The organism is Mycobacterium sp. (genome assembly GCF_035633495.1).
Taxonomy (GTDB): domain Bacteria; phylum Actinomycetota; class Actinomycetes; order Mycobacteriales; family Mycobacteriaceae; genus Mycobacterium.
The window spans coordinates 30847-44640 of sequence record NZ_DASQEU010000063.1 but is presented as its reverse complement, the minus strand read 5'-3'; the positions used below and the strand labels follow the sequence as shown (position 1 = coordinate 44640).

Genomic DNA, 13794 nt, shown 5'->3' with positions numbered 1-13794 from the left:
TACGTTGCGCTGCGGTGCGAACGACGGATCCATACGATTCAGCCCATGCCGACCGGCCCCCGCGAACCACGGATCGAACTCGCGGGCGTACGCAAGGTATTCGGTGACTCGATCGTGGCCGTGGCAGGCGCCGACCTGACCGTCGACGACGGGGAACTGTTCGCGATCCTCGGCCCCTCCGGTTCGGGCAAGACCACCGTGCTCCGGATGATCGCCGGTTTCGAGCAGCCGACCGCGGGGACGATCAAGCTCGGCGGCGTCGACGTCACCGAGCTTCCGGCGCGACGCCGCGACGTGAACACCGTCTTCCAGGAGTACGCGCTCTTCCCTCACATGACCGTCGCGCAGAACGTCGAATACGGCATGAAGGTCCGCGGTGTGGCGAAGGGCGAGCGCCGCACCCGCACGGCCGAGGCGCTCGAGATGGTCCGGCTCGCCGACTACGGACCGCGCAAACCCGCGCAACTGTCCGGTGGCCAGCGTCAGCGCGTCGCCCTCGCGCGCGCCCTGGTGGGGCGGCCCAGGGTCCTCCTGCTAGACGAGCCCCTCGGCGCGCTCGACCTCAAGCTGCGCGAACAGATGCAAGTAGAGCTCAAGGCCATTCAGCGCGAAGTCGGCATCACCTTCGTCATCGTCACCCACGATCAGGACGAGGCGCTCACGCTGTGCGACCGGCTCGCCGTCTTCAACGACGGGCGCATCGAACAGGTCGGCAAGGCACGTGACGTGTACGAGAACCCGGTGAACCGATTCGTCGCCGACTTCGTCGGCACCTCCAACGTGCTCGACGGCGACGTCGCGGAGGCACTCGTCGGCCGGCCCGGCATGTTCGCGGTACGACCGGAACGCATCGCGGTGCTGGCAGCGGGCGGAGGGGCGGCCCCTGGCAGTCGCACCGTCGACGCCACCGTCGCCGAGGTCATCTATGCGGGGCCGACCACCCGCGTGGCCGCCGTCGCCGCGCCGGGCGTCACGCTCACGGCGACCGTCCTCAACGCCGCCGCCTCACTGCCCGACGACCTGGGCCACGGCACCCCCATCACCCTGGCCTGGCCCGACAGTGCCGTACACGACCTGACCAACTGAAAACGATTGACAGCCAATTGAATCGAACTGAACGGAGCGTCATGAAACTCACCGTGTTGCGGATCGGATTCACCATCGCCGCGTGCACCGCCCTCGTCGTCGGATGCTCCAGCTCGCAATCCGGCGGCGGCGACGCAGGAACCGCGCCTCCCAAGATCGAACCGCTCGGCGCACTGGGCGACGGCGAGGGCGAGCTCAACCTGATCGCGTGGGCCGGTTACGCCGAGAACGGTTCCAACGACAAGACGGTGGACTGGGTGACGCCGTTCGAGAAGCAGTCGGGCTGCAAGGTCAACGTGAAGGTCGGCAACACGTCCGACGAGATGGTGCAGCTGATGCGGACCGGACAGTACGACGGTGTATCGGCGTCGGGTGACGCCACCCTGCGACTTATCTACGCGGGCGACGTCGCACCGGTGAACACCGCACTGGTGCCGAACTATTCGACCATCTCGGGCTTCCTCAAGGACAAGCCGTGGAACTCGGTGGACGGTCAGATGTACGGCATTCCGCACGGCTGGGGCGCCAACCTGTTGATGTACAACGTCGGCGTGGTCACCGACGCCCCCGACTCGTGGGCCGCGGTGTTCACCGACGCCGGGAAGTACAAGGGCAAGGTGACGGCCTACGACTCGCCGATCTACATCGCCGATGCGGCCCTGTACCTGATGAAGACCAAGCCGGAGTTGGGGATCAAGGATCCCTACTCGCTGACCACCGAACAGCTCGACGCCGCAGTCGAATTGCTGACCAAGCAGCGTGAGAACGTCAGCGAGTACTGGTCGGACTACACCAAGGAAGTGCAGGCGTTCGAGTCGGGCACGTCGGTCATCGGCACCACCTGGCAGGTGATCGCCAACACCATCGGGGGCGAGAACAAGGTGCAGGTCAACACCGTGCTCCCGAAGGAGGGGGCCACGGGGTGGTCCGACACGTGGATGGTCGCGGCGAAGGCCGCGCATCCCAACTGCATGTACAAGTGGATGGACTGGATCACCTCCCCTCAGGTCAACGCCCAGGTCGCCGAGTACTTCGGCGAGGCGCCCGCGCAGACCAAGGCGTGCGAGTTCACCTCCGAGAAGGACTTCTGCGACATCTACCACGCCACCGACGAGGCGTACGCCGCCCAGCTCCACTACTGGACGACGCCGCAGAAGCAGTGCGTGGACGGTAGCGGCGACAACTGCACGGCCTACGACGAGTGGGTCAGCAAGTGGCAGCAGATCAAGGGGTGAGCGAAGCCGCGCCCGCCTCTGCGGCGGCGCGGCGGGGTCGGCTGAGCCTGGCCTTCCTGTTGGTCCCGCCGTTGGCGTGGCTCATGGTGGCGTACCTGGGTTCCCTTGCCGTGCTGCTGGTTTCGGCCTTCTGGACCACTAACTCGTTCACCGGAGCGGTGGTGCACACCGTCACGGGCGACAACGTCGTCCGGGTATTGACCGACGAGGTCTTCCGTACCGTGACCGTCCGCACCGTGGGGGTGGCGTTGCTGGTGACCGTGATCTGCGCGGTGCTCGCCGTTCCCTTGGGGCTGTACATGGCGAAGGTCGCCTCACCACCGATGCGTCTGGCGCTGGTGGTGGCGGTCACGACTCCGCTGTGGGCCAGCTACCTGGTCAAGGCGTATGCGTGGCGAGTGCTGCTGTCCCCCGAGGGCCCGCTGTCGTGGGCCATCGGCTACAGCCCCGGCTACGGCCTGGTCGCCACCGTCGTCACTCTGACGTATCTGTGGTTGCCGTACATGATCATCCCGGTGTTCGCGGCGTTCGAACGCGTGCCCAACCATCTCATCGACGCGAGCTCGGATCTGGGCGCCTCCGACTTCTCTACGCTGCGAATGGTGGTTGCACCGTTGGTGTTTCCCGGCATCGCCGCCGGCTCGATATTCACCTTCTCCCTGTCGCTCGGTGACTACATCGCCGTCACCATCGTCGGCGGCAAGACGCAGATGCTGGGCAACGTCATCTACGGACAGCTGGTCACCGCCAACAATCAGCCACTGGCCGCGGCACTCTCGATCATCCCACTGGCGGCAGTCATCCTGTACCTGCTCGCGATGCGGCGCACCGGCGCGCTGGAGAACGTGTGATGTTGTCCAAGGGTGCTCGAAGCGCGGTTCGGGCGTGGACCGTGCTGGTATTGGTCTTCCTCTACGCACCACTGCTCCTCGTCGTCGTCAACGCCTTCAACTCGTCGCGAACCTTCGCCTTCCCCCCGAGCGGTTTCACGCTGCGCTGGTGGGCCGACGCGTGGAACAGCGAGGGTATGTGGACGTCGCTGGCCAACTCGGTGCTCGTCGGGCTCGGCGCCACGGCGATCGCGCTGGTGCTGGGCACCATGGTCGCCTTCGCCGTCCAGCGCCACCAGTTCTTCGGCCGCAACACGATCAGCTTCCTGGTCGTCCTGCCGATCACGTTGCCAGGCATCGTCACCGGCATCGCACTGAACGCCACGTTCACCTCCACGCTCGGCGTGACTCTCGGCCTGGCCACGGTGATCGTCGGACACGCCACGTTCTGCATCGTCATCGTCTTCAACAACACGCAGGCCCGGTTGCGCAGGCTCGGAACCGATCTGGAGGATGCGTCAGCCGACCTGGGCGCGTCGACGTGGCAGACGTTCCGATTCGTGACGTTCCCGATGATGCGCGGGGCATTGGTCGCAGGCGCGATCCTGGCATTCGCCCTGAGCTTCGACGAGATCGTGGTGACCACCTTCACCGCGGGCCCCGCCGTGCAGACCCTGCCGATCTGGATCTTCGGAAACCTGTTCCGCCCCAACCAGGCCCCCGTGATCAACGTGGTCGCCGCAGCACTCACCGTGTTGGCGATCATTCCGGTGTGGCTGGCCCAGCGGTTCGGCGGCGATCCCGCGACCACCAGGGTGTGAGTCTCCTCAGAGCTCCGTCGCGCCGCGGCGACCGTCGAGCATGACGTCGGTGGTGTAGTCGGACACCGCGGTGAAGAGCTGCCGCTGCAAGGCATCCTCGAACTGGTCGGCGACCACACGTCGCCCGAGGAGCACGTCCTCGGGGTCGGGCACGTAATGGCGACCGAAACCGGCGAACACGCTCTCCGCCAACGTGTTCACGACCGACTTCGCGAGCTCGTCGAGCTGATCCGTGCCATCGGCGACCCGCAGGATCGTCTGCACGTAGCGCAACTGCTCGGTGGCGCCGCCAACGATCTCCGCGATGTTCGGGTTGACCAACGTCAGCCGTCCATCGACGACATCGGCATCGATGTCGAGGGCGACGGCGATGCCGCGCCGGGGACGACCGAAGATGGCCTGCTGAAGTCCGAGGATGTCGGCCAGATCGTGACCCTGCCGCGTGCTGGAGAGGAACTCCGCGATGTGCGCGGAGGTGAACCCCTTGCGCAGGAGCTCGTTGATGGTTCGCAGCTGAGACAGGTGACGGTCGTCGTAGTAAGCCGATCAACCTTGGCGGCGAGGCGCGCCGAGAAGGCCTCGCTCACGATATTGACGGGATCTCCGGAATTTCGATTCGCCATCGAACACCGCGGTTTGCGACGATTGACAGAGTGCGTGCCTGGACGATCTGGGCGACGGGGCTATTCGCCTACATCGTCGCCGTGCTCCATCGCACGACGCTCGGCGTTTCCGGGCTCGACGCCGCCGATCGGTTCGCGGCCAGCCCCAGCGTGTTGTCGACCTTCGTGGTACTCCAGGTCGTCGTCTACGCGGGCGCCCAGGTGCCCGCGGGCGTCCTTCTCGACCGCTTCGGCTCCCGAGCGCTGATCGTGGCGGGCGCCGCGTTGATGGCGAGCGGTCAACTACTGCTTGCCCTGACCGAGTCGTTGCCCGTGGCCATCGGCGCTCGCGCCATCGTCGGGCTCGGTGACGCCGTCACCTTCATCTCGGTGCTCCGACTCGTTCCGCACTGGTTCCCACCGCGCCAGGTGCCGCTGCTGACCCAACTCACCGGGATCTGCGGCCAGCTCGGGCAGGTGCTCTCGGCGTTGCCCTTCCTGGCGTTGCTCACCGGGACCACGTGGGCGACCGCCTACGTCTCGGTGGCGGCGCTCGGCGTGCTCGCGATGGTGCTGGTGCTGGCGTTGGTCAAGGACACCCCGCACGGGCGCGTCACCGCTACGGAGAACCTGTCGGCGCGCGCCGTGCTGTCCAGCGTGAAGACGGTATGGCTGCGGCCTGGCACCCGACTCGGATTCTTCACCCACATGGGGACCCAGTTCTCCGTGACGGTGTTCTGCCTGATGTGGGGCGTTCCCTACCTCACGGTCGCTCAAGGGCAGTCCACGGGTGTCGCGGGCGCGTTGTTGACCGTCTCCGTGGCCGTCGCGATCGCGGCGGGAATCGGGATCGGCATCTTCACCGGACGGTATCCGCACCGGCGGTCGTGGATCGTGCTGGCGATCATCGCCAGCAACGCGCTGGTGTGGACGGTCGTCCTCGCGCTACCCGGCCGGGCTCCGCTGTGGTTGCTCGTCGTCCTCGTCGTCGTGATCTCGGTCGGCGGTCCCGGCTCGATGGTCGGGTTCGACTTCGCGCGGACGTTCAACCCCAGCGCCACGCTGGGCACTGCTCAGGGCATGGTCAACATGGGCGGATTCATTGCCTCACTCTTGGTGATGCAGGCCATGGGCGTCATTCTCGGTGCAGCCGGGGGCTACTCGCTCGAGTCGTTCCGGCTGGCGTGGACGGTGCAGTACGTGATCTGGGTACTCGCCGTCGCCGGGATCCTCGTCACCCGCGGGAAGGCACGGCGATTGATGAAGGCCGAGCAGGAGCGCTCGCTGTTCGAGACGTTCGACGTGAGCGCTCCCGAGCGCTGACGTCAGCGGCGTTCGGCCGAGAGGCGCGACTATGGACCGTCCTTGGCGCTCGCTGCGACCGCGGCTTCGGCATGTCGATGGCCCAGTACCTCGAATCCGACGACGCTGACCACGGGCGCCAGGGTGACAATCAGGAGGCACGCCGTCATCGGGACGCCGGCAGCCGCCGACACGACGGCCGCCATCAAGACGCCCGCCGTCAGCACCGCCAGCAGGATGTGGAACGCGTCGAACGCCCCGACCATCAACCCGTAGAGCACGAAGACCAGCCCGATGTAGACCCCCACCGGGATGACCACTGCGAGAACCGTGCCGACGGAGCCCAGCTCCGAGTGCTCCTCGACGTAGTAGGCGGCCGTGTGCAATCCGGCGCCGGTGGCCACGATGGCGCCGAACACCGCGATGTGCAGGTAGCCGAACGTAAATGACCGCTCGCGGTGCGCATGCAGCAGGTCGGCGGCGGGCACGGCGAAGTAGATCCACCACATGCCGAACGTCAGTCCGGTGCCCGCGACGGCCAGGATGATGGCGTCCGGCGTCCACCCGTGTTCGCCGACGACGGCAGTCAGGGAGGCGACGGTGCCGACGACACCCTCGCCCAGGGCGATGATCGCCAGCAGTCCGTACCGCTCGGCGATGTGGTGGGCGTGCCACGGCGTGCCGCCCATGCGGGTCTCGGCGAGCCACGGCCCGACCATCTCCGCGAGCGCCAACAGCGCGAACACGACGAGTCCCAGAGAGACGGACAGTGGAAGGAAGATCGAGGCGATCCAGCCGACCTGGACGACCGTGATGACGGTCGCGTAGGTCAGGCTCGCCGACTTGCGCTCGGGATCCTGGCGAGCTGCGCGCAGCCACTGCGCCACCATCGCCACGCGCATCACGACGTAACCGGCGACGATCAGGGCGTTGTCGAGGTGTCCGCCGTGTCCGATCGAGGCGAAGAACGGCGGGATGCCCAGCGCCAGGACGAGCACCCCCACCATCTGCCCCATCGTCAGGAGTCGGTACAGCCAGTCGTCGGTGTCGTAGGCGGACCCGAACCAGGTGAAGTTGATCCACGCCCAGCACACCGCGAACGTCGCGAAGAAGAATCCCGTCAGCCCGACGCCGACGTGTCCGGCGGCGAGGGCGTGGGACAACTCCGACGCGGCGACGCCAAAACCGATGACGAAGGTCAGATCGAAGAGCAGTTCCAGCGGGGTGGCCACGCGGTGCCGCTCGTGCGGATCGCGGCCCGCCATCGGTCGGACGTGGTGTGCGCGTAGCACGGCGGGGGTTGATGGCTCCGACTCGTTCACCCGACGAACTCCCTTCCAACGGCGGTTGACCGTACCCAATGCGGAGTCGTGCCGCTACATTCACGACCATGGCAGGTCGGACGAAGTTGGTCATCGGTGCAAGCGGCTTCCTGGGCTCGCACGTCACACGTCAGCTCGTCGAGCGGCGACCAGGTGAGGGTGCTGTTACGCAGGACCAGTTCCACCAAGGCGATCGACGACCTGCCCGTGGAACGACACTACGGCGACGTCTTCGACGACGATGCGCTGCGAACCGCGATGGCCAGGGTCGACGACGTGTACTACTGCGTGGTCGACACCAGGGCCTGGCTGCGTGACCCCGCTCCCCTGTTCCGCACCAACGTCGAAGGGCTGCAACACGTTCTGGACGCCGCGGTCGAAGCGGACCTGCGCCGGTTCGTCTTCACCAGCAGCATCGGCACCATCGGCATCCCTGCCGACGACCGGCTTGCCACCGAGGACGATGCCTTCAACTGGGCGGACCGCAGTGGTAGCTACATCCAGACCCGAGTGCAGGCGGAGAACCTGGTTCTTTGCTACGCCAACGAACGAGGCTTGCCCGCGGTCGCGATGTGTGTTGCGAACACGTACGGGCCAGGCGACTGGCTGCCGACACCGCACGGCAAGCAGATCGCGCTGGCGGCCGCAGGCAAGATCCCGTTCTACATCGACGGTTGGGCGAGCGAGGTCGTCGGCATCGAGAATGCGGCGGCCGCCCTGCTGCTCGCCGCGGAGAAGGGCCGAATCGGCGAGCGCTACATCATCTCCGAACGGATGGCGTCCGCCCGCGAGTTGTACGCGTTGGCCGCTGGGGCGACTGGCGCGACCCCGCCGCGGTTCGGCGTCCCGCTGTGGGAGATGTCCCTCGCGGGTGGTGCAACCGACGCGGTGGCCCGGGCACGCGGCAGGGACTCCCTCTTGTCCACGACGAGCGTGCGACTGATGCACATCATGCCGCCGATGGACCACGGCAAGGCCGAACGCGAACTCGGCTGGCAGCCCGACCCGATCCACGACTCGATTCAGCGTGCGGCAGATTGGTACCGGGATCAACGGAGCCGATTGCGCAACTCAGGTGGGTGAACACGAAAACGACTGCTGCAGTGCCTAGTTGACGATGACCGTCAGACTCCCGTGACGACCGGTTCGCTGGCGGACCCCGGCGGCGGAGGAACGCGCATGGCGGCTCGCGAACGGACGATCGTCGGCCACCAGAACCACTTACCCATGAGCGCGGCGATCGCAGGAGTCATGAACGTCCGGACGATTAGGGTGTCGAACAGCAGGCCAAGGGCGATCGTCGTACCCACCTGACCCATCACCTTCAGATCGCTGAATGCGAACGTCGCCATCGTGGCGGCGAAGACGACGCCTGCCGACGTCACCACCGAACCCGTGCCGGCCATCGAGCGGATGATGCCGGTCTTCAACCCGCCGTGGAGCTCCTCCTTGAACCGGGAGACCAGCAATAGGTTGTAATCCGAACCCACCGCCAGTAGCAGAATCACCGACATCGCCAACACCATCCAGTGCAGTTCCAGGCCAAGGAGGTGCTGCCAGAGGAGCACCGACAGACCGAACGACGCGCCGAGCGACAGCAGCACCGTGCCCACGATCACCGCAGCCGCCACCACCGCGCGGGTGATGATCAGCATGATGATGAAGATGAGCGTCACCGCGGAGATGCCGGCGATCAGCAGGTCGTAGAACGACCCGTCGCGCATGTCCTTGTAGGTGGCGGCGGTGCCGGCCAGGTAGATGCTGGACCCCTCCAGCGGGGTGCCCTTGATGGCTTCCTTCGCGGCCTGCTTGATGGCGTCGATGTGCGAGATGCCCTCGGCGGTCGCCGGATCGCCCTCGTGGCTGATGATGAACCGCACCGAATGACCGTCGGGTGAGATGAAGTTCTTCATCCCCCGCTTGAAGTCCTTGTTGTCGAAGATCTCCGGCGGCAGATAGAACGTGTCGTCGTTCCTCGACGCGTCGAACGCGTCGCCCATCGCAGTCGAGTTGTCTGACATAGCCGACATCTGGTCCTGCATACCCCTTTGGGTCTGATACGTCGTCAGCAACATCTGTTTCACCGACTTCAGCTGCTCGACCTGGGGTCGTAGAGAATCCGCCAACTGCGGCGTGAGGGCGGCCAGTTTCTGGGTGTCGACGACCACGGCGCCGATCTGGTCACTGAGCGCGTCGATGCCGTCCAACGCATCGAACAATGACCGCCCCGCCTGGCACAGCGGGATGTCGTAGCAGTGCGGCTCCCAGTAGAGGTAGGAGCGGAACGGTCGGAACCAGTCGTCGAAGTCCGCGATGTTGTCACGCAGTTCGTAGACCGTGTCCGTCAGATCCGTGATCTTCGTGGCCAGATCGTTGACGTTGTCGGAGAGCTGGTCGATCAGCATCAGCATGCGAGTCAGGGTGTCGATCATGGTCTGCATGTCGTTGGCCTGTTTGAGCAGGTTGGCGAACGAATCCTGCTGGTACTTCTCATTCATCTTCGAGGAGGTGCCCTGCATGCTGATCTGGAACGGGATCGTGCTGTGTTTGATCGGCTTTCCGTCGGGCCTGGTGATCGTCTGGACTCGCGAGATGCCAGGCGTGTGGAAGATGGCCTTGGCGATCTTGTCGATGACGAGGAAGTCCGCCGAGGTGCGAAGGTCGTGATCGCTCTCGATCATCAACAGCTCCGGATTCATCCGGGCCGCGTTGAAGTGTTTGTCGGCCACCTCATAACCGACGTTGGCCGGCATGTCCTTGGGCAGGTACAGGCGGTTGTCGTAGCTCGTCTTGTAGCTGGGCAGGGCCAGCAGACCAATCAATGCCAGCGCGATGGTCGCGGCGAGAACCGGTCCGGGCCACCGCACGACCGCGGTGCCCACCCGGCGCCAGCCCCGAGACCGGATGGCGCGCTTCGGTTCGAAGAGCCCGAAGCGGCTGCCGATCGCGACCACCGCGGGCCCCAGGGTTAGTGCGGCGAGCACGGCAACGAGCGTTCCGACTGCGCAGGGCACTCCTAGGGACTGGAAGTACGGCAGCCGGGTGAAGCTGAGGCAGAGCATCGCACCGGCGATGGTCAGGCCGGAGCCGAGCACCACGTGGGCAGTCCCGTGGAACATCGAGTAATACGACTGTTCCTTGTCCTCGCCGGCTCCCCGGGCTTCCTGATAGCGGCCGATGAGAAAAATGGCGTAGTCGGTTCCGGCGGCGATGACCATGAGGGTCAACAGGCTGGTCGCGAAGGTCGAGAGGCCGATGATTTCGTGATAGCCGAGGACGGCGACGATGCCACGGGCCGCTCCGAGTTCGGAGAACACCATCAGCAAGATCAGGATCATGGTGACGACCGACCGGTAGACGAGCACGAGCATGAGCGCGATCACCACCAGCGTGATGATCGTGACCATGATGATGCTCGTATTACCGGCGGCGCTCTGGTCGGACACCAACGGCGCTCCGCCGGTGACGTAGGCCTTAACACCGGGCGGGGCGGGAGTCTGGGCGACGATGGCCTGCACGGACTTCACGGAGTCGTTGGCCAGCGTTTCGCCCATGTTGCCGTGCAGGTAGACCTGCACGTAGGCGGACTTGCCGTCATTGCTCTGCGCGCCCGAGGCCGTCAGTGGGTCGCCCCAGAAGTCCTGGATGTGCTCGACGTGAGTCGTGTCGGCTTCGAGCTTCTTGATCAGCCCGTCGTAGTACCGGTGGGCGTCGGCACCCAGCGGCTGGTCGCCCTCCAAGATGATCATTGCGTTGCTGTCGGACTTGAACTCGTCGAAGGTCGTGCCGATCTTCTCCATCGATATCATCGATGGAGCGTCCTTGGCGTTCATCGAGACGGTGTGCGCCTCGCCGACCTTCTCGAGCGTCGGAACGGCGACGTTCGTGATGACGGTCAGCGCCAGCCATCCGAACACGATCGGCAGTGCGAAGACACGGATGAAGCGAGCGATCTTCGAGGGCTCGCGCCGCGTGCCACTCATACCTGCGAGTTCACCTGGCCCTCCTCGATCACACCGACGCCATCGGCCCACTTGAGGCCACGCGACGGACTGCACCTCGCGTGTCATATATTTAGGCCGTCAAACTGTCTTCTGTCAATTGCAGGACGGCTGTGCGCAGTACGGGTCTGATTCGCGCGGCCGTCACCTTCGGGTAGTGAACTACGCGTGATCGCGCGCGGTCGGGACTTCACGATGAGTGAGTGGACGAAGATCAATCGGAGACGGCCCGGTGACCGCGCTCCTGGCACTGTGTCTGGTAATGGCCGCAGGCATGATCGGATGTGCACTGCACTGTCTCCAAGTGCAGTTGGAGCGGTGGGACCACGACCGGCATGCCAATGACTGAACGGTGTTCGACATCCGCACCTACCGTGGATCCCGTGGACGAACTCTCCGATGACATGATCGCGTTCCTGTCCGAGGGCACGCGCACCGCGCTAGCGGCTCGGGCTCTGCCCCTTCCACGAATTGACGCGATCAACAACGCGGTCAGACCGCTTCACACGCGTGGTGGTAGAACGTAGCGATGCACGAGGATCGCTTCGGCCCCGTAGAACACGTCGTCGTCGAGTTCACCGACAGCACGACGGTTCGGGCAGGGTTCACCCGTCTGCTCGGACTTGCGGACGCGGGACTCATTCGGGTGTTGGACCTGGAGTTCGTCACCGCCGAAGACGGCGCCACACGGGTGGTGCCGGCATCTGCGGTTGCCGCCGAGTTGGGGACGTTCGACGGAGCATCCTCGGGCCTGCTCGATCACGACGATCTCGAAGCGGTCGCCGCCCGACTCGCCCCCGGCAGCACGGCCGCCGTACTGGTCTATGAAGACCTGTCCATCCTCGACGTCCTCGCGGCCTGGGAGAACGACGGCGCCACAGTGGTTTCCGAAGGTCACGTCAACGTCGACGACATCGACGCGGCGCTAGAGGGAGTCTGACGATGAGCCTGCTTCGATCCATGAGCCGTGTCGCGGTCGCCAGCTCGGTGCACGGTCGCGTTCAACAGCGCCAGCGTGACCGCTGGGCCACCGCCGCGACGACGGCCGAACCCCGACCACCCGTAGCGCCAGCCACAGCCGAACCGGTCGTGGACGTGCTCGCCCAGCTCGAACGCCTCGGACGACTCCGCGACTCCGGGGTCCTCACCGAGGACGAGTTCACCGCTCAGAAGGCACGTCTCCTCGCAGGTTAGCGTGGGCTGATGCAAACGACGCCCGCAGCGGTCGGCGTGGTGCTGGCCGCGGGTATGGGCACGCGAGTCGGGGCCGACGGCAACAAGGCCTATCTGCCGCTGGCGGGGCGCAGCATGGTGTCGTGGTCGGTCGAGGCGGTCGCCCAATCGACGAGCATCGCGCGCACCGTTCTGGTGTTCCGCCGGGGTGAACGCGACCTGGCCGCGCGCACGCTGGCCGCCGAACTTCCCCACGTGGCGGTCGAACTCGTCGAAGGCGGCGACACCCGCCACGGTTCCGAGGAGAACGTCCTACGCCATCTGGCACCCGACATCGAATCGGGGGCCATCGACGTCGTGCTCATTCACGACGCCGCCCGTCCACTTGCCGGACCGGCGATGATGGACACCGCGTTGACGACGGCACGCGCCTTCGGTGGCGCCATCCCGGTGCTTCCCGCCACGGACGTGGTGAAAACCGATGCAGGCGGCGAACTCTCACCCGCTGCCGGCACACTGGTCCGGGTTCAGACGCCGCAGGCATTTCGCGCTCAGCCGCTGCTCACCGCATACCGATTGGCGGCCGGAGGCAGCTTCGAGGGGACTGACACGGCGTCCTGCGTCCAGAGTTTCACCGATGTCGAGGTCCGCGTATTTCCTGGCGCGTCAACCAATCTCAAGGTGACGTTCGCAAGTGACGTGCGACTCGCGGAGCGCCTTCTGCAGGACGGGATCAGTCGGGACGGCAGGCGATGACCGCGTCCAGCAGCTGCGCGTCACGCGGCAACTCGACGTGAAAGGCGTTGGCATCGCCGGCCACGGTGCCGATGTCGAGACCAGCGCGCAGGGCCGCACCGAACTCGTCGACGTCATCGGACGTCGAGGCAGGCGAGATCGACACCAGCCGCCACAGCACCGATGCAGTGAAGCCACGCGGGTACTGCACCGTCCGCAGTGTGGAACGGTCCACGGTGCTGAGCACCGAGCCCCGCTCGTCGACGGTCTTGACGGTGTCGGTCACGGGCAGGGTCGGCACCACGACGTCGTGCCCGCCGCGCAGGGCCGCGAGCACCCCGTCGGCGACCTCGCTGGGCGACAGCGGGTACCGGTGGTCGCAGATGAGGACCGATGCTGGCGTATCAGGTTCGGCGCCAAGGTATTCCAGGCCCGCACGAATGACCTGGGACCGCGACCCCGGCTCACGGGCGACGGCGATCGCCGTTCCCAGACCGGCCGCACGCAGGCAGGCCCGCGCACCGGCGGCGAGCGTGGGCAGCGTCGCGACGACGACGCGTTCCTCGGTCACCGCACCAAGGACCGACCGCACGACGCACACGAGCGGCGCCTCGCCTGCCACCAGCGCAGTGGCTGCCGCGAGGTCGTCCGCGTGCACGAGCGGCACGATCGCGCACTGGTCCATCG

Annotated in this window: 11 protein-coding genes and 2 pseudogenes; 9 read left to right on the top strand and 4 right to left on the bottom strand. The window is 66.0% G+C overall.

The genetic code is table 11. The annotated features are described in order from the left end of the window. Window positions 1-45 precede the first annotated feature (45 nt). From VET27_RS10825 to VET27_RS10810, 4 genes are read left to right on the top strand one after another with little or no spacing between them, the layout of a single operon-like run. Window positions 46-1086: an ABC transporter ATP-binding protein gene (locus tag VET27_RS10825; protein ID WP_526517849.1), complete on the top strand. Its 1041-nt coding sequence runs from the start codon at window positions 46-48 to the stop codon at window positions 1084-1086. A 41-nt stretch (window positions 1087-1127) separates the two neighbouring features. Beyond that, the gene (locus VET27_RS10820) at window positions 1128-2321 is read left to right on the top strand and encodes an ABC transporter substrate-binding protein (RefSeq protein WP_526517847.1); all 1194 of its coding nucleotides are present in this window, start codon (window positions 1128-1130) and stop codon (window positions 2319-2321) included. Further along, a complete protein-coding gene (locus VET27_RS10815) occupies window positions 2318-3172 on the top strand; it encodes an ABC transporter permease (RefSeq protein ID WP_526517845.1) in 855 nt (284 codons plus the stop codon). Before VET27_RS10820 ends, VET27_RS10815 begins: the two co-directional genes overlap by 4 nt. Further along, entirely contained in the window at window positions 3172-3972 is an 801-nt protein-coding gene (locus tag VET27_RS10810; protein WP_526517843.1) for an ABC transporter permease, read from the top strand. Before VET27_RS10815 ends, VET27_RS10810 begins: the two co-directional genes overlap by 1 nt. A 6-nt stretch (window positions 3973-3978) precedes the next feature. On the opposite strand, the pseudogene VET27_RS10805 reads toward VET27_RS10810, so the two are convergent. Next, a pseudogene (locus VET27_RS10805) lies at window positions 3979-4503 on the bottom strand (MerR family transcriptional regulator); the annotation flags it as partial. 122 nt (window positions 4504-4625) lie between these two features. Between VET27_RS10805 and VET27_RS10800 the strand changes: the two are divergent. After that, window positions 4626-5897: an MFS transporter gene (locus tag VET27_RS10800; protein ID WP_526517841.1), complete on the top strand. Its 1272-nt coding sequence runs from the start codon at window positions 4626-4628 to the stop codon at window positions 5895-5897. Window positions 5898-5926: 29 nt separating this feature from the next. On the opposite strand, the gene VET27_RS10795 is transcribed toward VET27_RS10800, so the two are convergent. Then, window positions 5927-7141 carry a low temperature requirement protein A gene (locus VET27_RS10795; protein ID WP_526517885.1) on the bottom strand — a complete coding sequence of 405 codons (1215 nt, stop codon included), beginning with the start codon at window positions 7139-7141 and terminating at the stop codon, window positions 5927-5929. Window positions 7142-7266: 125 nt separating this feature from the next. Here VET27_RS10795 and VET27_RS10790 point away from each other — a divergent pair. Beyond that, window positions 7267-8281: pseudogene (locus tag VET27_RS10790) on the top strand (NAD-dependent epimerase/dehydratase family protein). A gap of 41 nt (window positions 8282-8322) precedes the next feature. Here VET27_RS10790 and VET27_RS10785 read toward each other — a convergent pair. After that, window positions 8323-11181, bottom strand: coding sequence for an MMPL/RND family transporter (locus tag VET27_RS10785; RefSeq protein ID WP_526517839.1), 2859 nt, complete (start codon window positions 11179-11181; stop codon window positions 8323-8325). A 547-nt stretch (window positions 11182-11728) separates the two neighbouring features. Here VET27_RS10785 and VET27_RS10780 point away from each other — a divergent pair. Genes VET27_RS10780 through VET27_RS10770 form a run of 3 tightly spaced genes read left to right on the top strand, consistent with a single transcriptional unit; the run spans window position 11729 to window position 13128 of the window. Further along, entirely contained in the window at window positions 11729-12139 is a 411-nt protein-coding gene (locus VET27_RS10780; RefSeq protein WP_526517837.1) for a DUF6325 family protein, read from the top strand. A 2-nt stretch (window positions 12140-12141) separates the two neighbouring features. Further along, on the top strand, window positions 12142-12393 hold the full coding sequence (locus VET27_RS10775) for an SHOCT domain-containing protein (RefSeq protein WP_526517835.1): 252 nt from the start codon (window positions 12142-12144) through the stop codon (window positions 12391-12393). 9 nt (window positions 12394-12402) lie between these two features. Then, entirely contained in the window at window positions 12403-13128 is a 726-nt protein-coding gene (locus VET27_RS10770; protein WP_526517833.1) for an IspD/TarI family cytidylyltransferase, read from the top strand. On the opposite strand, the gene VET27_RS10765 is transcribed toward VET27_RS10770, so the two are convergent. Beyond that, a complete protein-coding gene (locus tag VET27_RS10765; protein ID WP_526517831.1) occupies window positions 13106-13792 on the bottom strand; it encodes an IspD/TarI family cytidylyltransferase in 687 nt (228 codons plus the stop codon). The genes VET27_RS10770 and VET27_RS10765 overlap by 23 nt on opposite strands. Window positions 13793-13794 lie beyond the last annotated feature (2 nt).